The 21,308-nt window shown below is 70.3% G+C and carries 18 protein-coding genes; 14 read left to right on the forward strand and 4 right to left on the reverse strand.

Going from position 1 to position 21,308, the window contains the following annotated elements; genetic code table 11:
- Window positions 1–292 (reverse strand): ferredoxin (locus FREUN1FDRAFT_RS07520; protein ID WP_083828602.1); only part of this gene is annotated, 292 nt, incomplete at its 3' end.
- Between the two features lie 120 nt (window positions 293–412).
- Here FREUN1FDRAFT_RS07520 and arc point away from each other — a divergent pair.
- The 5 genes from arc (at window position 413) to prcA (ending at window position 6,633) form a co-directional block, all read left to right on the forward strand.
- On the forward strand, window positions 413–2,218 hold the full coding sequence (gene arc / locus FREUN1FDRAFT_RS07525) for a proteasome ATPase (protein ID WP_006539392.1): 1,806 nt from the start codon (window positions 413–415) through the stop codon (window positions 2,216–2,218).
- Between the two features lie 552 nt (window positions 2,219–2,770).
- Window positions 2,771–4,288, forward strand: a complete 1,518-nt coding sequence (dop, locus tag FREUN1FDRAFT_RS07530) for a depupylase/deamidase Dop (protein ID WP_369809776.1) — start codon at window positions 2,771–2,773, stop codon at window positions 4,286–4,288.
- Between the two features lie 222 nt (window positions 4,289–4,510).
- Window positions 4,511–4,729 carry a ubiquitin-like protein Pup gene (locus FREUN1FDRAFT_RS07535; protein WP_006539394.1) on the forward strand — a complete coding sequence of 73 codons (219 nt, stop codon included), beginning with the start codon at window positions 4,511–4,513 and terminating at the stop codon, window positions 4,727–4,729.
- Between the two features lie 352 nt (window positions 4,730–5,081).
- On the forward strand, window positions 5,082–5,903 hold the full coding sequence (prcB, locus tag FREUN1FDRAFT_RS07540; RefSeq protein ID WP_006539395.1) for a proteasome subunit beta: 822 nt from the start codon (window positions 5,082–5,084) through the stop codon (window positions 5,901–5,903).
- Window position 5,904: 1 nt separating this feature from the next.
- Window positions 5,905–6,633: a proteasome subunit alpha gene (gene prcA, locus FREUN1FDRAFT_RS07545; RefSeq protein WP_006539396.1), complete on the forward strand. Its 729-nt coding sequence runs from the start codon at window positions 5,905–5,907 to the stop codon at window positions 6,631–6,633.
- A gap of 109 nt (window positions 6,634–6,742) precedes the next feature.
- Here the strand turns inward: prcA and rsgA are convergent, their stop codons facing one another.
- Together rsgA and FREUN1FDRAFT_RS07555 are read right to left on the reverse strand one after the other, a co-directional pair.
- Entirely contained in the window at window positions 6,743–8,008 is a 1,266-nt protein-coding gene (rsgA, locus tag FREUN1FDRAFT_RS07550) for a ribosome small subunit-dependent GTPase A (protein WP_006539397.1), read from the reverse strand.
- 347 nt (window positions 8,009–8,355) lie between these two features.
- On the reverse strand, window positions 8,356–9,114 hold the full coding sequence (locus FREUN1FDRAFT_RS07555; protein WP_006539398.1) for a dienelactone hydrolase family protein: 759 nt from the start codon (window positions 9,112–9,114) through the stop codon (window positions 8,356–8,358).
- Between the two features lie 294 nt (window positions 9,115–9,408).
- On the opposite strand from FREUN1FDRAFT_RS07555, the gene FREUN1FDRAFT_RS07560 reads away from it, so the two are divergent.
- The 9 genes from FREUN1FDRAFT_RS07560 to FREUN1FDRAFT_RS07600 all read left to right on the forward strand — a co-directional run bounded on the left by FREUN1FDRAFT_RS07560 (window position 9,409) and on the right by FREUN1FDRAFT_RS07600 (window position 20,002).
- Window positions 9,409–10,521 carry a hypothetical protein gene (locus FREUN1FDRAFT_RS07560; RefSeq protein ID WP_006539399.1) on the forward strand — a complete coding sequence of 371 codons (1,113 nt, stop codon included), beginning with the start codon at window positions 9,409–9,411 and terminating at the stop codon, window positions 10,519–10,521.
- Between the two features lie 10 nt (window positions 10,522–10,531).
- Entirely contained in the window at window positions 10,532–11,890 is a 1,359-nt protein-coding gene (gene pafA, locus FREUN1FDRAFT_RS07565; protein ID WP_006539400.1) for a Pup--protein ligase, read from the forward strand.
- A gap of 188 nt (window positions 11,891–12,078) precedes the next feature.
- Window positions 12,079–12,711: an FKBP-type peptidyl-prolyl cis-trans isomerase gene (locus FREUN1FDRAFT_RS07570; RefSeq protein WP_006539401.1), complete on the forward strand. Its 633-nt coding sequence runs from the start codon at window positions 12,079–12,081 to the stop codon at window positions 12,709–12,711.
- Window positions 12,712–12,796: 85 nt separating this feature from the next.
- On the forward strand, window positions 12,797–13,951 hold the full coding sequence (locus FREUN1FDRAFT_RS07575) for a YafY family protein (RefSeq protein ID WP_006539402.1): 1,155 nt from the start codon (window positions 12,797–12,799) through the stop codon (window positions 13,949–13,951).
- The gene (locus FREUN1FDRAFT_RS07580; protein ID WP_035950649.1) at window positions 13,948–14,913 is read left to right on the forward strand and encodes a YafY family protein; all 966 of its coding nucleotides are present in this window, start codon (window positions 13,948–13,950) and stop codon (window positions 14,911–14,913) included. The genes FREUN1FDRAFT_RS07575 and FREUN1FDRAFT_RS07580 overlap by 4 nt, the downstream gene beginning before the upstream one ends.
- Window positions 14,913–15,134: a hypothetical protein gene (locus FREUN1FDRAFT_RS07585; protein WP_006539404.1), complete on the forward strand. Its 222-nt coding sequence runs from the start codon at window positions 14,913–14,915 to the stop codon at window positions 15,132–15,134. Before FREUN1FDRAFT_RS07580 ends, FREUN1FDRAFT_RS07585 begins: the two co-directional genes overlap by 1 nt.
- Before the next feature lie 355 nt (window positions 15,135–15,489).
- Complete coding sequence (gene tatA, locus FREUN1FDRAFT_RS07590; RefSeq protein ID WP_006539405.1) at window positions 15,490–15,768, forward strand: Sec-independent protein translocase subunit TatA; 279 nt, start codon at window positions 15,490–15,492, stop codon at window positions 15,766–15,768.
- Between the two features lie 208 nt (window positions 15,769–15,976).
- Complete coding sequence (gene tatC, locus FREUN1FDRAFT_RS07595) at window positions 15,977–17,002, forward strand: twin-arginine translocase subunit TatC (protein WP_006539406.1); 1,026 nt, start codon at window positions 15,977–15,979, stop codon at window positions 17,000–17,002.
- Between the two features lie 54 nt (window positions 17,003–17,056).
- Window positions 17,057–20,002, forward strand: coding sequence for an RNA helicase (locus FREUN1FDRAFT_RS07600; RefSeq protein WP_035950678.1), 2,946 nt, complete (start codon window positions 17,057–17,059; stop codon window positions 20,000–20,002).
- A gap of 76 nt (window positions 20,003–20,078) precedes the next feature.
- Here FREUN1FDRAFT_RS07600 and FREUN1FDRAFT_RS07605 read toward each other — a convergent pair whose 3' ends face one another.
- Window positions 20,079–21,305 carry an ABC transporter ATP-binding protein gene (locus FREUN1FDRAFT_RS07605; protein WP_006539408.1) on the reverse strand — a complete coding sequence of 409 codons (1,227 nt, stop codon included), beginning with the start codon at window positions 21,303–21,305 and terminating at the stop codon, window positions 20,079–20,081.
- Between the last annotated feature and the right edge of the window lie 3 nt (window positions 21,306–21,308).

The following is a 21,308-nucleotide window of genomic DNA, read 5'->3' on the forward strand; positions in this document are numbered from 1 at the left end:
CGAGGTAGATGCAGAAGCCAGGGCACTGCTCGGCGGCGTCACGGACCTCCGTGAGCAGCGGCAGCGGCACGACCACGTGGGTGCCGGGCTCGCTCTGCAGCTCGCCGTCGGCGTTCTTCACGTAGGCGAGGCCGTCGATGTCGAACTCGAACACGGAGGGTGCATACTGGACGCACAGACCGTCGCCGGTGCAGGAGTCCTGGTCGATGCGGACCCGGAGGTCGGGCGAGAGGTCGGGCGAATCGCCCGGGTTCACTGGTGTTGCCACAGAGCTCCGATCTTCTGTCACCATGGCACCGTAACCCGCTGTTTACGGCAAAGCCGCGTCGTACTCGTGCGACAGGCCTGCCAGCGGCTGTGACAACGGTAGTGTTGGTTGCGTCCCGGTCGGCACGGGGGAGGTGGAGGCGCGGTGTCCGGTCCCCGTTCGGGCTCTGGCTCCGGTGGGAGCACGGGTCGTCCTGGTGACGCCGATTCGCAACGGTCGGTGTCCGAGAAGGAAGTACACGAACTCACGACTCAGGTCACCTTCCTGGAGGAAGAAGTGGCCATGCTGCGGCGAAGGCTGTCTGAATCGCCTCGACAGGTACGTGTCCTGGAGGAGCGGCTTGCCCAGATACAGGCGGAGCTACAGACCGCCACTGGGCAGAACGACAGGCTTGTCGCGACCCTGCGGGAGGCACGTGACCAGATCATCTCACTGAAGGAGGAGGTCGACCGGCTCGCGCAACCGCCGAGCGGGTACGGCGTCTTCGTTCATGGATACGACGACGGCACGGTCGACGTGTTCACGCAGGGCCGAAAGCTCCGCGTGACGGTGTCGCCGAACGTCGACGTCAAGCTCCTGCAGCCCGGTCAGGAGGTCATGCTCAACGAGGCGCTCAACGTCGTGGAGATCCGCGCGTTCGAGCGGCAGGGCGAGATCGTCCTGCTCAAGGAGGTCCTCGAGAGCGGTGACCGGGCTCTGGTGATCGGCCATACCGACGAGGAACGGGTCGTCATGCTGGCCCAGCCCCTCCTGGACGGGCCGATCCGAGCGGGCGACTCGCTTCTCATCGAGCCCCGGTCGGGCTTCGCCTTCGAGCGGATCCCGAAGTCCGAGGTCGAGGAGCTCGTCCTGGAAGAGGTGCCCGACATCGGGTACGAGCAGATCGGTGGGCTCAAGGGTCAGATCGAGTCGATCCGCGACGCCGTCGAGCTGCCGTTCCTCTACAAGGACCTGTTCCTGGAGCATCAGCTCAAGCCGCCGAAGGGTGTGCTGCTCTACGGCCCACCCGGCTGCGGCAAGACGCTGATCGCCAAGGCGGTGGCGAACTCCCTGGCCAAGAAGGTCGAGGCGCAGACAGGCCAGGGCTCCGGCCGGGCCTTCTTCCTCAACATCAAGGGTCCGGAGCTGCTCAACAAGTACGTCGGTGAGACCGAGCGGCAGATCCGGCTGGTGTTCCAGCGGGCGCGTGAGAAGGCGTCCGAGGGGATGCCGGTGATCGTGTTCTTCGACGAGATGGACTCGATCTTCCGGACCCGTGGCTCGGGTGTCTCCTCGGACGTGGAGAACACGATCGTTCCGCAGCTGCTCAGCGAGATCGACGGCGTCGAGCAGCTGGAGAACGTGATCGTGATCGGCGCGTCCAACCGGGAGGACATGATCGACCCGGCGATCCTGCGGCCGGGCCGGCTGGACGTGAAGATCAAGGTGGAGCGCCCCGACGCCGAGGCGGCCAAGGACATCTTCGCCAAGTACGTCCTGCCCGAGCTCCCGCTGCACGCCGACGATCTCGCCGAGCACGGAGGCAATCGCGAGGCGACCTGCCAGGGCATGATCCAGCGGGTCGTCGAGCGGATGTACGCCGAGAGCGAGGAGAACCGGTTCCTCGAGGTCACCTACGCCAACGGTGACAAGGAGGTCCTGTACTTCAAGGACTTCAACTCGGGTGCCATGATCGAGAACATCGTCGCTCGGGCGAAGAAGATGGCGGTGAAGGACCTCATCGAGAGCAACGTCCGGGGCCTGCGCATGCAGCACCTGCTGTCGGCGTGCCTGGATGAGTTCAAGGAGAACGAGGACCTGCCCAACACCACGAACCCGGACGACTGGGCCCGGATCTCCGGCAAGAAGGGCGAGCGGATCGTCTACATCCGCACGCTCGTCACCGGGACGAAGGGCACCGAGGCCGGGCGCTCCATCGACACCGTGGCGAACACCGGCCAGTACCTGTAGGTCGGATGAGCAGGTGGGTGCGGGCCGGTGGCGGGCCCGTACCGGTAGGGCACGCGCGGCGGCCGTCTCGCTAGGCGAGGCGGCCGCCGCCGCTTTGGTTCAGCCCGCCTGCGCGGCGACCCGCTGGAGATCCCGTGCCGCCACACGGCGCGCCAGCAATTCGCGCCAATGGGGCACAGGGCACCGAGTCGCTTGGCGGTCCGCAAGAAGTGCGGATTTCGGTTGCTGCAGCAGCCAAGATCCTCACTTCTTGCTCGAGGGCGGCGGCGGCAACGGCGGCCCGAAGCTCGGGGGACTCTGCCTACATGCTCCCGGAGCCGGCTGACGATTCGCGCCGTCGGCGCCTGTGCCGCGCGAAATTCAAGATAGTCAACGATGTTGACGTGCGGCCGCGTCCAAAAACGATCATGGAAATTCATGCTGCTGTCCGTGGGTTCCGGACCCCGCGAAGACCACACTTCCGTCGCCGGGGACGTTCCGGGCGGACGGGTCGGAACGACCAAGGGCGCCGTCCGGCCGCCCAGGTGGCTCCTCAGCACCTACGCTTGCAGGGTGAGCGTGCGCCGGATCATGGGGATCGAGACCGAATACGGCGTGTCCGTGCCCGGTCAACCCAACACAAACCAGATGCTGGCCTCGTCGTTGGTGGTGAACTCGTACGCCAACAGAGCCGCGACCGGGGGCAGTCGTGCCAGGTGGGACTTCGAGGAGGAGTCGCCACTGCGCGACGCCCGCGGCTTCGAGCTGCCCAGGGAGCCCGCGGTCGATCCGAGCGCACCCGCGAACGAGGATGACCTGGGGCTGGCGAACGTCATCCTGACCAACGGCGCCCGGCTGTACGTCGACCACGCCCACCCGGAGTTCTCGACGCCCGAGGTGACGAACCCACGCGACATCGTCCTGTGGGACAAGGCCGGCGAGCGGGTGATGGCGGAGGCGGCCCGCCGTGCTCTCGCGGTTCCCGGCACGATGCCGGTCCACCTGTACAAGAACAACACCGACAACAAGGGTGTCTCGTACGGGTGCCACGAGAACTACCTGATGGCCCGGTCCACCCCCTTCGGGGAGATCGTGCGGCACCTGACTCCGTTCTTCGTCTCCCGGCAGGTCTTCTGTGGCGCGGGCCGGGTGGGGATCGGCGCGGACGGGCGCGAGGCGGGCTTCCAGATCAGCCAGCGCGCGGATTTCTTCGAGGTCGAGGTCGGCCTGGAGACCACGCTCAAGCGCCCCATCATCAACACGCGCGACGAGCCGCACGCCGACCCCGAGAAGTACCGGCGCCTGCATGTGATCATCGGTGACGCCAACATGAGCGAGATCTCCACCTACCTCAAGGTGGGTACGACCTCGCTGGTGCTCGCCATGATCGAGGCGGGCTGGCTGGAGGTCGACCTGTCGGTGGACGCGCCGGTCGCGACCCTGCGCGCGATCTCCCACGACCCGTCGCTGCGGCACCTGCTGACGCTGCGGGACGGGCGGCGGATGACCGCGGTCCAGCTGCAGATGGAGTACTTCGAGCAGGCCCGCAAGTTCGTCGAGGACCGGCAGGGGGCGGACGTCGACGCCCAGACGGCCGATGTGCTCTCGCGCTGGGAGTCGGTGCTCGCTCGCCTGGAGGTCGACCCGATGTCCTGCTCGCGGGAGCTGGACTGGGTGGCGAAGCTGTCGATCCTGGAGGGCTACCGCTCGCGCGACACGCTCGGCTGGGACTCGCCCCGGCTGCAGCTCGTCGACCTGCAGTACCACGACGTCCGGCCGGAGAAGGGCCTCTACAACCGCCTGGTGGAGCGTGGGCGCTTCAACCTGCTGCTCGGCGAGGATGAGGTCACCAGCGCGATGACGGAGCCTCCCGAGGACACCAGGGCGTTCTTCCGCGGCCGCTGCCTGGCGAAGTACCCGCAGCAGGTGGCGGCCGCGTCCTGGGATTCGGTCATCTTCGACATCGGCCGGGAATCGCTGCAGCGTGTGCCAACCCTGGAACCACTGCGCGGCACCAAGGCCCATGTGGGTGCGTTGCTCGACCGTTGCCGTACCGCTTCCGACCTGGTGGACGCTCTGTCGGGGAACTGACACCCAACCGTTCTGGTGGGCGTGTCTCCGGAGGCCTGCAACCGCGAGGCGGCGGTTCATCCGGGGATGGCGGACGGTGCCATGGGTGGTCGGAGTTTTTGCGCCCTCGGCGGACGAGGCGACGTCGTCGCAGGTTCGTGATGGAGTGGAGCACGCACCGGTCCATCGGAAGTTGTCGGTGGAGCGGGATAGTGTCGCCCCAGGCGATCGAAGGAGGCTCCCATGGCCCAGAGGGACAGCGGTGGCGGGCAGCAGCACACCAGCCGCCGCACCGACGAGAGTGGCGAGGCCCAGGTCGAGGAATCCGGTGCCTCGGACCTCAAGGAAAGGCACGAGAAGCTCTCCGAGGACGTCGACTCCCTGCTTGACGAAATCGACGACGTTCTTGAGGAGAACGCCGAGGAGTTCGTGAAGGGATACGTCCAGAAGGGCGGCCAGTAGGGTCTGTCGTCCCCGCGGGCGGTCAGGTCGGGCACTCGCCGTGCCCGGCGGGCCGGCCCGCGGAGGGCTGCGGAGCTTTGACCTGAGCTGCTTTGGTCGGTGCGGCTCCTGCCCTGTGCTGCTTCCGCCCTGCGTTGGCCCACGGTCCGGTTGGTCCCGATGGAGGGTCGGATCGGGCCGGGCCGAGTGCCCGGTCTCGATGTGGCCCTGGTGGGACGGAGCGGGGCCACTGCCACTGCGGCCGCCCACCACGCGACCTCACGTGGCATGTTGTGCGTCACCGGCGGCGGGCTGGGCCAGGGGGCCATCCGACGCTGCCGGGGGGAATGATCGACTATCTGAAGGGGGATGCGTGCCTGATCCATCGGGATTCGGGCGTCTACCGGCTGTGTTCATGACGCCGGGAACGTCGTCGTTCACCGATTTCCTGTCCGTTGCGGCTCCGGAACTGCTTCCGGGCGCCCGCGGTCCGTTGCCCGCTCCGGTGACCGACGCGGCTCACGGCACCACCATCGTGGCCGTGACCTTTCCCGGTGGTGTGATCATGGCCGGCGACCGCCGTGCCACACAGGGGCACATGATTGCCCAGCGGGACGTCGAGAAGGTCCACCACGCGGACGAGTTCTCCTGCGTGGGGTACGCCGGCACCGCCGGCGTGGGCGCCGAGCTGATCCGCCTGTTCCAGGTGGAGCTGGAGCACTACGAGAAGATCGAGGGCTCCACGCTGAGCCTGGACGCGAAGGCGAACCGGCTCGCGTTCATGGTGAAGGGCAACCTTCCCATGGCGATGCAGGGCCTCGCGGTCATCCCGCTGTTCGCCGGCTTCGACACCGAGACCGGCCAGGGGCGGATCTTCTCCTACGACGTCGCCGCGGCGAAGTCCGAGGAGCGCACCTACGAGTCGATCGGGTCGGGTTCGGTCTTCGCCCGCGGCTCGCTCAAGAAGCGCTTCCGCCCGGACCTCAGCGCCGACGACGCGGTCCGCATCAGCGTCGAGGCTCTCTACGACGCCGCCGACGACGACTCGGCGACCGGTGGGCCCGACCTCATCCGCAAGCTGTACCCGATCGTCGCCTCGGTGACCGCGGACGGCTACCGTCGCCTCACCGATGACGAGGTCGGACCGGTGGTCGAGGCGCTCATCGACGCCCGCGCGCAGAACCCAGGAGGCTGACGTGACCATGCCGTTCGGCTACGCGAGTCCCGAACAGCAGGTCCGGGACAAGTCCGAGTACGCGCGCAAGGGCATCGCCCGCGGCCGGAGCGTGGTCGTCCTGACCTACGTGGACGGGATCCTCTTCGTCGCGGAGAACCCGTCCTCGACCCTGCACAAGATCAGCGAGATCTACGACCGCATCGGTTTCGCCGCGGTCGGCAAGTACAACGAGTTCGAGAACCTCCGCACCGCGGGTATCCGGATCATGGACACGCGGGGCTACATGTACGACCGCCGCGACGTCACCAGCCGGGCACTCGCGAACGCCTACGCGCAGACGCTGGGCGCGATCTTCACCGAGAGCATCAAGCCCTACGAGGTCGAGATCGTCGTCGCCGAGGTGGGGGACACCGTCGCGGCGGACCAGATCTACCGGCTGACCTACGACGGCTCGATCGCGGACGAGCGTGGCTTCATCGCGATCGGTGGGCAGTCCGAGCAGGTGATGACCTCGCTGCGCGAGCACCACACCGAGGGCCAGCCGCTGGCCACCGCGCTGCGGGTCGCCGTGTCCGCGCTGACCGCCGGTGCCCCTCCGGGAACGGCACAGAACGGCGAGCGCAGCCTGACGGCGGCCAACCTCGAGGTCGCGATGCTCGACCGCACCCGCAGCCGGCGGCAGTTCAAGCGGATCGCCGGCAGCCAGCTCGAAAGCCTCCTGGCGGAGTCCGCACCCTCCTCGTCCTGACACGGGCGGTTCTCTCACCGCGCCGTCCCGGGGCCAACCCCGGGACGGCGCCGCGGCTCAGTCGGCCCTACCGCCGTAGGGGCTCGACTGCTGCACTGTCAGGTCCGGCTCACCGATGCCGGCCCTGACGCTCACGGTCGGCGTACAGCCGACGCATCTCCTTATGGGTGCTCTTCCACCGGGCCCGTTCCTCGGCGGCGAGCCGGGCATCGTGACGGGCCTGCATCCAGGTGCTTTCCCGGTGGAGCTTCCGGTAGCTCGCCAGCCTTCGACTGGGCAGGGAGCCGTCCTCGACCGCGGCGAGCACCGCGCATCCGGGTTCGGAGCTGTGCTCGCAGTCGGTGAACCGGCAGCCGGACGCAAGCTCGGTGATCTCGGCGAAGGTCGAGTCGACGCCATCACCGGCCCCCCAGAGCCCGACCCCGCGGATGCCGGGAGTATCGATGAGCACTCCGCCGGCGGGCAGAGCGATCAGCTCCCGGCGGACGGTGGTGTGCCGGCCCTTCCGGTCGCTGGCCCGTACGGGCCCGACGGCGAGCAGGTCCGTGCCGACGAGGGCGTTGACGAGGGTGGACTTCCCCACGCCAGAAGGTCCGACGAGCACGGCGGAGCGACCGGCTGGGCCGGGCCCGGCCAGCTCGCCGCGCAGTTCGTCCATGCCGAGTCCGTCCGCGGCGCTCACGGTGAGGACGTCGACGCCGGGTGCGGCGGCCGCCGCAGCAGGCAGCCATGCCGAGTGGGCGGCCGTTCCGGCGGCAGCCAGGTCGGCCTTCGTCAGGACGATCAGTGGTCTGGCACCACTCTCCCAGGCCAGTGCGAGCAGCCGTTCCAGCCGGGCCATTCGTGGTGGCTCGGTGAGCGCCGCGACGACCAGCACCAGATCGATGTTCGCGGCGAGAGCCTGGCCGGTGGAGCGCCCGCCGGCGGTGGCGCGGACGAGCACGCTGTGCCGGGGGAGTACCTCGAGGATCACTGCGGCACTGGCCGGGTCATGCGTCGCCGGTCGTCGCGGGCTGGGGGTGCCCAGGGTCACCCAGTCGCCGGTGCACGCAGACAGGAGCGGATCGACCGCGACGTCCCGGCCGATCTCGGCCTCGCACGGCCCGTGCTCACTGATCAGGCTGCATCTGCTCCGGTCGCGCCGGACGACCCGGGCCGGTGTCTGACCCGCCTGGCGACGGGCCGCGAACGCGGTTTCGTCCTTCTCGGTCCAGCCGTAGCGGCTCAGGAGAGGTCGCGGCGCGCTGGGAGTGACGGTTGCCGGGCCCGACGGGAGGTCGGCGGAGAAGGCGATCTGCTGGCCGGGAACCAGCGGACGAGCGGGATACCGAGAAGACGATGAATTCAGAGAAGATGACGGATTCTGAGAAGACATGGTGGAGACCTTCGGGATGAGGCCTCCCTGACCCTGCCATGAGTACTCAAAGCCACCCGGCCGGGGCCGACTGGCTGGTCGTGGCGAGGTTCAGACAGAGGCCCTGCGGATGAGACGGAACGGCTCGTCTGAGGCGGTCGCAGTCCGCGTGGTCATGGCCACCTCTCCCGTGTTCTCCTGCTCGGTCATCTGCCGCCAGCGGCCGTCCAGCCCGGCGTGATCAGGCGCCGCGGTTCTGGTCGTTCTCGCTCGCGGGATGGGACGTTACCGTGCCGGCGTGGTGGTGCCCACCGGTTTTCCGCGCCGCCCGCGGGGAGCACCCGCCTGCACGCCGGCACGTGGTCCGCTCAGGCCGGGCGCACCCGCTGCTCCAGGAATTTGACCGTCCGCCGCCAGGCGTCGGCGGCCGCCTCGGGGCGGTGGACGGCCGGCCGGTCGTGGCTGTGGAAGGCGTGGCCGGCGCCCGGGTAGCTGACGAGCTCCGTCGGCTGGCCCGATCGAGCCGCGGCGACCCGAAGCTCGTTGATGTCGGCGAGCGGGATCAGGGCGTCCTCCTCGCCGTACAGGCCGAGCCAGGGGCCCATCAGCGCCGGCGCGATGTCGAGCAGCGGGGGTACTCCGGGCCAGGCGGAGGCACTGACCGATCCGCCGTAGAACGACACCGCGGCGGCGAGTGGCCGGCGGCTCGCCGTGGCCAGCGCCACGGTTCCGCCCATGCAGAAGCCGATGACGGCCGTCTGGGACGGGTCGAGGCCGGCGTCGCTCAGGTGCGCGAGGCAGTCATCCACATCCGCGTGGATCCCGTCACCGGTGAGCGTGCCCATCTGCGGTATCGCGCCGGCCCAGCCGTCGGTGGGGTCGACCTCGGCGATGCCGTCCCGGTGGTACAGGTGGGGCGCGATCGCGAGATAGCCCGCATCGGCCAGCTCGTCGCAGACGGACAGCAGGTAGGGGGTGATCCCGCGGGCGTCCTGGATCACCACGATCCCGCCGCGCGGCGGGTCGTCGGCGGCGGGGGCGGTCACGGTCGCGGGCGTGCGGTCCCGGGCCGCCACCTCGGTTCGCAGATGGTCGTGGGTGTGATTCTCGTTGGCCTCGGTTGTCATGTCGGCCATCCTTCCCCCGCGTGGGGCAGGGCAGCACCATCCGGGCCGATGTTCCCGCTTCGGTTCCCGCTTCCGCTCCCACCCGGTTGCGGCCAGGTCGTGGCGGACACCCGCGGCGCGCACCGTTTCCGCCGCGGTGTCGGTGACGCGGGCGATGTGGCCTCCGGTGTGGTCCCGCCCGGACACGCCACCCCTGATGCCACCCCACCCGGACGCCCTGACCTGCGGGACGCTGCCCCTGGTCGCCCTCTGTAGGGGAGTGGCCGCCGACGGTGGCTTGGTAGTGGAGGGGTGATGGTGCTGACGGTGGAACGCCGCCGCCTGACCATGGTGCGTCGCGCGGCGGCGCTGCCCGTGGGGATGGCTGTCCTGCTCGGCCTGATCGTCTGCCTCTACGGCTCGACCGTCACCTCCGTGCGCCCTCGTGGCCTGCCGGTGCTCGTGGCGGGCCCGGCGCAGTCGACGAAGGCGTTCATGGACGAGGTCGAGCACATGTCGCCCGGTGCCATGCGGGTGACCGTCGTCACGGACGCCGATGCCGCCGACCGCGCACTGCGTGACCGCAAGGCGTACGCGGCGTTCGTCTTCACCGCGGACGGCCTGTCGCTGCGGCTTGCCTCCGCCGCCAGCCCGGCGGTGGCCGAGGCGCTGGTGCGCGGTATGGCGATGACGTTTCCCGATCTGCGCATCCCGGTCGTGGATGTCGTCCCGAACGCCGCCGCCGATCACCAGGGTGGCGGGGTGTCGGCCGGGTACCTGCCGCTGGTGCTGATCGCGGCGGCGGTGGGGGTGTTGCTGGCACGTTCGGGCCGGTCCCGGCAGCAGCGTCTCGTGGGCCTGTCGTGCTTCGTGGTCGCCGGTGGGGTGGCTGGCACGCTGGCGTTGAGCGGTGGTCTTGATGTGCTTCCCGACAACTTCCTGCGCAGCGTGGTCGTGCTGGCCGTGATCACGGCGGCGGTCACCGCGCCCGTGATGGGGCTGGGCGCGGTTGCCGCTGTGCGCGGTCTCGTCGCCGCCGTCGCCCTGACGGTGGTCGGGGTGGCGTTGTCCGGGGCGTCGTCGGCGCCGGAGATGCTGCCGACCCCGTGGGGCGGGCTCGGCCAGTTGTTGCCGCCCGGAGCGGGGGTGACCCTGGCGCGGTCGACGCTCTACTTCGACGGGGCTGGTGGAGCCGGGGCCGCCGCGGTGCTGACGATCTGGGCCGTGGCCGGGATCGCGCTCGTGCTCGTCGGCCGGGAGCGGGCCGGCGCCGGGATCGCCCGTCGGCCGGGAGCCCCGTTGCCGGGTGAGCCCGCCCCCGCGGAGGTGGGCACGACGCCGGTGACGGGGCAGATCGTACGACCCCGAGAGGGTGGACTCGAGATCAGCCACGGCGTCTCGCCGCGCGAGGAGGGCTTCCGAGCATAGGGTCGGTCTCGTGGATCGCCGCATCTTCGGCCTGGAAAACGAGTACGGCGTCACCTGCGTGTTCCGAGGGCAGCGGAGGCTGTCTCCGGACGAGGTGGCGCGGTACCTGTTTCGGCGTGTCGTGTCCTGGGGGCGCAGCAGCAACGTGTTCCTGAAGAACGGCGCCCGGCTCTATCTGGACGTCGGTAGCCACCCGGAGTACGCCACTCCCGAGTGCGATTCCGTGCCGGATCTCGTCACGCACGACAAGGCCGGTGAACGCATCCTGGAGGGCCTCCTCGTCGAAGCCGAGCGCAGGCTGCGGGAGGAGGGCATCGCGGGCGACATCCATCTGTTCAAGAACAACACGGACTCGGCCGGGAACAGCTACGGCTGCCACGAGAACTACCTCGTCGGCCGGCACGGGGAGTTCAGCCGGCTGGCCGACGTCCTGGTGCCGTTCCTGGTCAGCCGCCAGATCCTGTGCGGTGCGGGCAAGGTGCTGCAGACTCCGCGCGGTGCGGTCTACTGCATCTCGCAGCGCGCCGAGCACATCTGGGAGTCGGTGTCCTCGGCGACGACCCGCTCGCGGCCGATCATCAACACCCGCGACGAGCCGCACGCCGATGCGGAGCGCTTCCGTCGCCTGCACGTCATCGTCGGTGACTCGAACATGAGCGAGACGACGATGCTGCTCAAGCTCGGCTCGACCGACCTCGTGCTGCGCATGATCGAGGCTGGTGTGGTGCTGCGGGACATGTCGCTGGAGAACCCGATCCGGGCCATCCGCGAGGTCTCGCACGACATGACCTGTCAGCGTCGGATCAAGCTCGCCAACGGCCGCGAGGTGAGCGCGCTGGACATCCAGCGTGAGTACTACGCGAAGGCGGTGGAGTTCGTCGAGCGGCGCGGCGGGGATGCCGTCGCGAAGCGGGTCCTCGACCTGTGGGGCCGTACCCTGCTGGCCATCGAGACCGAGGATCTGGAGCTTGTCGCCCGGGAGATCGACTGGGTGACGAAATACGTGCTGATCGACCGGTTCCGGCATCGGCACGGCCTGCCGTTGTCGTCGCCGCGTGTCGCCGAACTGGACCTGAAGTACCACGACATCCACCGCGACCGCGGGCTCTACTACCGGATGGAGCGGGCCGGCCTGGTCGAGCGGGTGTGCCGCGACCTCGACATCTTCGAGGCCAAGTCGGTTCCGCCGCAGACCACCCGGGCCCGCTTGCGTGGGGAGTTCATCAAGCGGGCGCAGGAGAAGCGGCGCGACTTCACGGTGGACTGGGTCCATCTGAAGCTCAACGACCAGGCGCAGCGCACGGTGCTGTGCAAGGACCCGTTCCGCTCGGTCGACGACCGGGTGGACAAGCTGATCGCGAGCATGTAGGCGCGAGCAGCCCAAGGCCTTCGGCGCGGCCGGGGCGTTCGCCGCAGCCAGGTCGCGGGTGGTCGGTGTGTGGTCCTCTACAGTCGTCTGCACATGTGCAGCCAGCTCGTCCGGAGTGTGGCGCCGAACGCGGCGGCGGTGTTGCCTGCCGTGCCGGCGTCCCGCGCAAGCAGAGGATCTCAGTTTCCGTGACCGTTTTCTCCCGTGACGTCGCAGCCCGTCATCGTCGCCGGCTGATCGGCCTCGTTCTCCCCGCCGTGCTGCTGGTGCCGATGGCCGCCTGCAGCTCGTCGGACGCCCCCGACGGAACCAAGGCCGCTCCGGTTGCGGCGCCGTCCGCGGCGGCGACTGCGGTCGGGGGCGCGCCCGCGGTGGAGAACGCCACCGACCTCAGGCGCAAGCCCGTCGCGGCGGCCGGTGCGGGCGAGGCACCGTCCGAGCTGGTCACCAAGGACCTGGTGACCGGCGACGGCAAGGTGGCGACCGACTCGAGCACCGTCACGATCCACTACGCCGGCACGATCTGGAAGACCGGCAAGCAGTTCGACGCGAGCTGGGACCGGAGCACCCCCGAAACGTTCCCGCTGCAGAACACGGTGACCGGTTTCGGCCAGGGCATCGCCGGGATGAAGGAGGGCGGTCGTCGCCTGATCGTGATCCCGCCCGACCTGGGCTACGGTCCGATGGGCGGCCAGCCGGCAGCGGGGATCGAGGCCGATGACACGCTGGTCTTCATCGTCGACCTGCTCGCCGTGGGCAGCGGCGACGCCACCGGCAGCGGCTCCGGGGGTGCGGCGGGCTCGACCTCCGGGCAACTGTGAGTAGCAGGCGTAGCTGACGATCGGCGTGGTCATCGCGGCAGGCCGGTTGCCGAGATCACGCCGAGTACGGCTAGCCTGATCAGATGTGTCCCGCCGACGGCTGGAGCGCCTGCTCAATCTGACGATGTGCCTCATGGCGACATCGCGTTTCCTCACCGTGTCCCAGATCGGGGAGATGGTGGACGGCTACGAGCCGGGGGAGTCGGAGGAGGCCCGGGAGGCGTTCCGCCGGATGTTCGAGCGAGACAAGCAGTCGCTGCGTGAGATCGGCATCCCGGTCGAGACCGGTTCCGACTCGGCCTTCAGCGACGAGCTCGGCTACCGCATCCCGCGCGGCGACTACGCGCTCGGCGAGATCCCACTGGATCCCGACGAGTTCGCCGCGCTGGCACTTGCGGCATCCCTGTGGTCCAGCGAGGCACTGGCCGCGCCGGCGGCGAGCGCGCTGCGCAAGCTCGCCGCCGCCGGGGCGCCGGTCCGTCCCGCGGCGCTGCGTGGGCCGGACCCGCTGGCTGTCGCCTCCGGGCCCGCGGCCGGGTTCGACGCGGCGGATGGCTTGGGCGGCCTCGGGTCCACCGACGGGTTCGCGGGGTTCGAACCAAGGGTCGACGCGACGGAGCCGGCGTTCGAGGCCGTGCTCGCCGCCGTCCAGGCCAGGCGAGAGGTGCGCTTCCCCTACCGCCGCCCTGGCCAGACTGAGGACACCGAGAGGCACCTGCAGCCCTGGGGCGTGTTGTCCTGGCGTGGCCGCTGGTATCTGGTCGGGCACGACCTGAACCGGCAGGCGTCGCGGGTGTTCCGGCTGTCGCGGGTGACCGGCCCGGTGCGGTCGGTCGGCCCGGCCGAGGCGTTCACCGTGCCACCCGAGGTGGATCTGCGGGCGATGGTGTCCGCGACGGAGCCCACCGAGCCCACCCGCACGGCCCTGCTGTGGGTCCGGCGTGGCTGTGGGCACGCGCTGCGCCGCCATGGGCGGCCCGCGGGGCCTGCTCGGGCGGCGGCAGCGGAGCGGGTGGGCCGCCTCCCGGGCGGTGATCTTCTGGAGGTCGAGTTCTCCGATCTGGAGCGCTTCGCCCGCTGGGCGGTCGGCTACGGTCCCGACGTGGTCGTCCTCGAGCCGGCGGACCTGCGCGGCGAGGTCGTCCGCAGGCTGCGGGCCACTGTCGCGGCGACAGCGCCGCCAACGCCGGCAGCGCCGCCGGTTGCCCGTGCGGCGGCTGTGGGAACCGGGCCGAGGTGAGCGGATCGGTGGATCGGTTCAGCCGCCTGCTCGCGCTGGTTCCGTGGCTGCGGGCCCACCCGGGGGTATCGCTGGAGGACGCGGCGAGCGAGTTCGGGATCACGGAGCGCCAGCTCCGGGCCGACCTCGATCTGCTGTTCGTCTGCGGGCTGCCCGGTGGTGCTCCGGGTGACCTCATCGATGTGAGCTACTCCGGGGACCGGGTGACCGTGGTCGACCCGCAGACCCTCGACCGGCCGCTGCGGCTGTCGGCCGACGAGGCCATGGCGCTTCTCGTCGCTGCCCGGGCGCTGACCGACGTGCCGGGGCTGACCGGCCGCGAGGCCCTCGACCGGGCGGTGCGCAAGGTGGAGGAGGCCGTCGGTCACGAGTCGGCCCGCCATGTGCGGGTGGCGCTCGACCCGCACGACGAGGTGCTCGCGGTGTTGCAGGAAGCGATCCGCCTGCGCCGTCGGGTGCGCCTGCGCTACCTGGTCTGGGCCCGGGACGAGATGACCGAGCGGGAGGTCGACCCGATGCGGGTCCTCGTGCGCGGTGGCTACTGGTACCTGGAGGGCTGGTGCCGTCGGGCTTCGGCGGTGCGTCTGTTCCGGCTCGACCGGATCGATGGCCGCGCGGGCGTCGACGTTCTGGACGTCGCCGCGCAGCCGCCGCCGGACGCGACCCCCCGGGACACCGCCGAGGGGGTGTACCAGCCGGGGCCGGACGACATCCCGGTCCGGCTCGATCTCGATCCGCGGGCGCGCTGGGTGGTCGACTACTACCCGGTGTCCCAGGCGTGTGACCTGCCTGACGGGGGGGTCAGCGTGGTGCTGCGGGTGGCCGACCTGGCGTGGCTGAGCCGGCTGGTCCTCGGCTTGGGCGAGCTGGTGCGCGAAGTGGAGCCGGCGTCGGTCGCCGCGAGCGTGCACGAGGTCGCGGGCCGCGCGCTCGCCGGGTACGGCGACGGGACCATAGGGTGATGGGTGTGCCTCTGCTCCTCGTGCATCTCGTGATGATCTTCGGCTCGCTCGGCGTGCTGGCGCTGTGCGCCCTGCGGCTGTGGAGGCAGATCAAGGCGACGAAATCCGCGGCCTTCGAGCTGAAGGACCGCGCCGCCGACCTCGGAAACAAGGTGTCGGAACTGGCCGAGCGCCTGGAATCCGTGGATGTCGCCGCCCGGCTGGCGGCCAACGCGAGGTGAGGCAGTCGACTTCGGCGACGGTCGCGCCAGGTTTCCGTATGGCGACGCCGGGTGCCGATGTGGCCGTGCGGGGTCACTGAATGACCTCGCAGGGTCATGGTGTCGTGGCGGTCTGATACCAAACGCCGGTCGGTTCCGTCGATAAGGCGTGGTCGGAGTGTCCTGGATGCCCTGCGCCGGCGGCCCGGTTTGTAGCGGAAAGTGCCGGTGAGGCAGCTCATCATCTTCGCGTTGCGAAGACGTCACCTGCGGGATACCCGGTTACTGTCTATCCCTTCCTAGGCTGACCGACGTAGCATCGACCGCACCGGTCTCCCGACCGCGCCGGCATTTGCATTTTTGGAGGACGCCTGCCATGCCCAACCTTGGCACGACCGAGATCATCATCATCGCGCTGGTAGTCATGGTGCTGTTCGGCTCCAAGAAGCTTCCCGACGCGGCCCGTTCCTTCGGCCGGTCGCTGCGCATCTTCAAGGCTGAGACGAAGGGCCTCCGCGAGGACGACGTCTCGTCCCAGCCGGCCCCGGCGCCCGCGGCGCAGCCCGTCGCTCCGCTCCCGATCGAGAGCCGTCCCGTGGTGACTCCGGCCACCTCGGTCAACGGCGCATCGCCGGTCGACGCCGAGCGCCGCTGAACGATGCCGGTGCGGTCCGGGCCGTCAGGCCCGGACCAGCTTGCCGACTGGTCCGCGCGCTGGCTGGCCCGGCGTGCGCACATCGGCGGAACCTCCGTTTGAACCCCACGGAGCGGTAGCGGCGAGCTGAGCGACAGCGTCGCCCCGGTCATCCGTGGTGAGCCCGTCCGTCCGAACCATCGCCCTCATCGAGCAGGAGCCTCAGCCCGTGCCACGGTTGCCAACGCCGCGCACCCTCGCCTCGTCGGTGAACCAGCGGCGCACCCGCACGGTCGAGGACAGCAGGATGCCCCTCACCGAGCACCTGCGCGAGCTACGGAACCGCCTGGCCAAGGCGCTTCTCGCCTTCGGCATCGCGTCGATCATCTGCTTCATCCGGGAGCCGCACATCTTCCAGTGGCTGATCGACCCGTACTGCTCCCTGCCAGCGGACAAGCGCGGTGACTTCGGCGGTGGCGACGGATCCTGCAACCTGTACTTCTTCGGCATCCTGGATGCCTTCACCATCCGGCTGAAGATCGCGATGCTCTCGGGCGCGGTGTTCTCGGCCCCGATCTGGCTCTACCAGCTCTGGTCGTTCATCACCCCCGGTCTGCACCGCAATGAGCGGCGCTGGTCGCTGACCTTCGTCCTCGCCTCGCTCGTCCTGTTCGCCGCCGGTGGCTTCTTCGCCTACATCACGCTCCAGACCGGCCTGAAGCTGCTGCTCGGTTTCGGCGGCGATGGTCTTGTCAGCGTCCTGGACGGAAGCAAGTACCTGAGCTACGTCTTCGCGATGCTGCTGGTCTTCGGGCTGTCGTTCGAGGTGCCGCTGCTCATCACGATGCTGAACCTCGCGGGCCTCGTCACGACCGCGAAGCTGCGCTCCTGGCGGCGGGCCGAGATCTTCCTGGTGTTCGTCTTCGCCGCCGTCGTCACGCCGAGCCAGGACCCCTTCACCATGCTGGCGCTGGGTCTGCCGATGATCATCCTTTATGAGGTGGCGCTGATCATCGGGTGGGCCAACGACCGGCGCAAGATCCGCCGGGGCGACACCTCGCCGTACGCGGACCTGGCTGACGACGAGGTCTCACCGCTCGACTTCGACGACACCAGGGCGGACCGCGCGAGCGGCGCGGGCAGCCGCGGTGCCGGGGCCGCGGCCGGCTCGGGAAGCGGGTTGAACGTGGACACGGTGGTGGCCGGTGCCGCCGGTGCGTCCCCCGCCGACAACCTCCACGGCGACGTCACCTGATTCCGCCGAACACCCGCTTTTTGCGCCACGCCCAGGCGGCGTAGGGTGAGCAACGTGTCCTCCGCGCCTGGCGCCGTCGAGGAATTCGCGGCCCGGTATCCCTTCGGGCTCGATCCGTTCCAGTCCGAGGCCGTCAACGCCCTCGCCCAGGGCGAAGGTGTGCTTGTGGCCGCGCCGACGGGCGCCGGCAAGACGGTCGTCGGCGAGTTCGCGGCGCACCTCGCGCTCGCCACCGGCACCCGCTGCTTCTACACCACGCCGATCAAGGCGCTGTCGAACCAGAAGTACGCGGATCTGGTCGCCCGCTACGGTGCCGACTCGATCGGCCTGCTGACCGGCGACACGTCGCGCAACGGCGACGCCCCGGTGGTCGTGATGACCACCGAGGTCCTGCGCAACATGCTCTACTCCGAGGCCGCGGGCAGCGGCCGGCTCGACGCGCTCGCCTACGTGGTCATGGACGAGGTCCACTACCTCGCCGACCGCCAGCGGGGCGCCGTGTGGGAGGAAGTGATCATTCACCTTCCTCAGCACGTGCGCCTGGTCTCCCTGTCGGCGACGGTCAGCAACGCCGAGGAGTTCGCCGAGTGGCTGGTCACCGTGCGGGGCCACACCAGGGTGATCGTCAGCGAGCATCGCCCGGTGCCGCTCTACCAGCATGTGCTCGCCGATCGGTCCCTGCACGATCTCTTCGTCGATCGCTCCTCCGGGTCGCGTGCCACGGCCTCGGACGGCCCGGTCTCCGGCTCCGACGCACGCACCACCACCACCACCACCCCGGACAGCCCCGACACCCCCGTGGTCGGGAGGCGTGCCGCGAACCGGGCCGCCGCCGCGGAGCGTGTAACGCCGGGCGGCCCGCGGTCGGGTGACTCGGGTGGCCAGGCAGCGGGCGGCCGGGTGGTCAACCCGGACCTGCTCAGGCTCGCGCGCGAGGAGTCACAGTCCGGCTACGAGCGCGGCCGCGGGCCCCGCTCCGCGCGGCCGGGCCGGCCGGGTGGCGGTGGCGGTGGCGGTAATGGTGGCGGTCGGCGTCGTTTCGGGCCCCCGAGCCGCCCGGACGTCGTGATCCGGCTCGACCGGGCCGGTCTGCTCCCCGCGATCGTGTTCATCTTCAGCCGGGTCGGCTGCGACGCCGCGGTCAACTCCTGCGTCCAGGCGGGCCTGCGCCTGACGACATCCGACGAGCGGCGGGAGATCAACGCGCATGTGCGGGCCCGGACGGCGGGCATTCCGCAGGCCGACCTCGACGTGCTCGGCTACTGGCAGTGGCTCGACGGGCTGGAACGCGGCATCGCCGCCCACCACGCCGGCATGCTCCCCACCTTCAAGGAGGTGGTGGAGGAGCTGTTCGTCCGCGGGCTGGTTCGGGCCGTGTTCGCCACCGAGACCCTCGCCCTGGGCATCAACATGCCGGCTCGCACCGTCGTGCTCGAACGCCTGACGAAGTTCAACGGCCAGACCCGGGCGGACATCACCCCGGGGGAGTACACCCAGCTCACCGGGCGTGCCGGGCGACGCGGGATCGACGTCGAGGGCCATGCGGTGGTGCTGTGGCAGCCCGGGCTGGACCCACTTGCCCTCGCCGGCCTCGCGTCGACCCGTACCTACCCGTTGAAGTCGTCGTTCCGGCCGTCGTACAACATGGCCGTCAACCTGGTCGGGCGGCTCGGTGCGCAGCACGCGCGGGTGGTGCTCGAGTCGTCGTTCGCGCAGTTCCAGGCGGACAAGGCGGTGGTGGGGATCGCCCGTGCCGTACGCCGCAACCAGACCGCGATCGAGGAGCTCACCGCCGCGCTGGACTGCGACCGCGGTGCCGTCGCGGAGTATGACGAGCTGCGTCGCCAGATCCGGGAGCGGGAGAACAACCTGTCCCGTGCGGGCACGGCGCGCCGGCAGTCCGAGGTGGCCGAGGCGTTGGCGAGACTGCGCAGTGGGGACGTGGTGCGCGTTCCGTCGGGGCGGCGCGGCGGCCTCGTCGTGGTGCTGGATGCCGGGCTCGACACCGGGTCGCCGGAAGGGCCCCGGCCGGTCGTCCTCACCGTGGACCGGCAGGTCCGGCGGCTGTCGATGATCGATTTCCCGGTCCCGGTGGAGCCGCTGGCGCGGGTGCGGATCCCGAAGTCGTTCAACCCCCGCTCACCGCAGGCCCGCCGCGATCTGGCGTCGTCACTGCGCAACACCCGGCTGCCCGAGGAGCCCGGCCGGCGGGAGCGGATGCGGTCGCTGGCGGCGGACGACACCGAGCTCGCCCGGCTGCGGCGCGCCATGCGGGCCCATCCCGTGCACGACTGCCCGCAGCGTGAGGCTCACCTGCGTTCCGCCGAGCGCATCGACCGGCTGCGCCGGGAGACCGCCGGCCTCGAACGCAAGGTCGAGGGGCGCACGAACACGGTGGCCCGAACGTTCGACCGGGTCCGGGACACCCTCGCCGAGCTCGGCTACCTCAGCACCGGCGGCGACTCCGTCACCGAGGCCGGGGCCATGCTGGCACGGATCTACACCGAGCAGGACCTGCAGGTCGCGGAATGCCTGCGCACCGGGGCGTGGGAAGGGCTGACCCCGCCCGCGCTGGCCGCGGCCGTCTCGACGCTGGTGTTCGAACCGCGTGGCGACGACGTCGCGGCTCCCGCGTTGCCCGGCGGTGCGGCCCTGCAGGAAGCCCTCGCGGACATGGCGAACATCTACACCCGTCTGAGCACGGTCGAGGATGAGCACCGGCTGGGCTTCCTCCGCCCACCGGATCTGGGTTTCGTCGCGGCAGCCTTCGGGTGGGCATCGGGCCGCGGGCTGGAACGGGTGCTCTCGGAGGCCGGCACCGAGCTCACCGCCGGTGATTTCGTCCGCTGGATGCGCCAACTCCTCGACCTTCTCGACCAGATCGCGCAGCTGGCACCCAGGTTCATGGCGGGCGAGAGCGGGGCCGGGGTGGGCAAGGCCGCCCGGGACGCGATGGACGCGATCCGCCGCGGAGTGGTCGCCTACTCGATGTCGGTCTGAGCGCGCGTCGGGCCCGTGCGCACGTTTGGCCTGCGTGGACGCCGGGCCTGCGTGGACGTCGGGCCTGCGCGGACTCTCAGACCCGGGGCGCGGTGAGGTTGGCACCGCTGACCGGGTCGAACAGGTGGAGCCGTGTCGTGTCCACCCACAGCCGCACCGGCTCGCCCTTGGTCGCGCGGCTGGCCGCGTCGAGCCGCGCCACCAGCTGCGTGCCGCCGCTGCCGGGCAGGGGCGGATCGATGGGCAGATCGGCGTGCAGATCGGTGCCCAGCGCCACCGGGCCCGCCCAGGAGGAGTGGACGTACTTGTCGGAGCCGAGGGACTCCACGACCTCGGCGCGCACCGTGCACCGCGCGCCACTGCGGTCGGCGGGGACGAGGGCGGCGTCCTCGAAGTGCTCGGGACGGATCCCGCACACGAGTGGGCGCTCACCCGACGGCGGTGCCGCCCGGCGCAGCCGCTCCAGCAGCCGCCCGACGTCGGGCTGACGTCCGTCGTCGGGCTGCGGCCCGTCCAGCCGCCACTCGCCCAGGGGAGTGCGCAGCGCGCGGCCGTCGGCGGTGAGGGTCACCGGAAGGAAGTTCATCGCCGGCGAGCCGATGAACCCGGCGACGAAGATGTTCACCGGCGCCGCGTAGAGCTCGCCCGGGGGTGCGATCTGCTGGATGCGTCCCGCCCGCATGACCGCCACCCGGTCGCCCAGCGTCATCGCCTCGGTCTGGTCGTGGGTCACGTACACGGTGGTCGTCCCGAGGCGGTTCTGCAGCCGGGAGATCTGGGTCCGGGTCTGCACGCGCAGCTTCGCGTCCAGGTTCGAGAGTGGTTCGTCCATGAGGAAGGCCTGCGGCGAGCGGACGATCGCGCGGCCCATCGCCACCCGTTGGCGCTGCCCGCCGGACAGTGCGGCCGGCCGGCGTTCGAGGTGTTCGGTCAGGCCGAGGATCCGCGCGGCCTCCTCCACCTTGCGGGCGATCTCGATCTTCGGCAGCTTCGCCAACGACAGCGCGAACCCCATGTTCTGCCGCACCGTCATATGCGGGTACAGCGCGTACGACTGGAACACCATCGCGATGTCGCGATCCCTCGGCGGCAGCCGGTTGACGACCTTCCCGCCGATGCGCAGCTCGCCGGCGGTGATGTCCTCCAGCCCGGCGATCATGTTCAGGGTGGTCGACTTCCCGCATCCTGACGGGCCGACCAGGATCAGGAACTCGCCGTCGGCGATCGTCAGGGTGACGTCGTCGACCACGACCCGGCCGTCGGCGAAGCGCTTGCTCACGTGATCCAGAACGATGTCGGCCATGAC

Origin of the sequence: Parafrankia sp. EUN1f, assembly GCF_000177675.1 — a bacterium.
Taxonomy (GTDB): Bacteria; Actinomycetota; Actinomycetes; order Frankiales; family Frankiaceae; genus Parafrankia.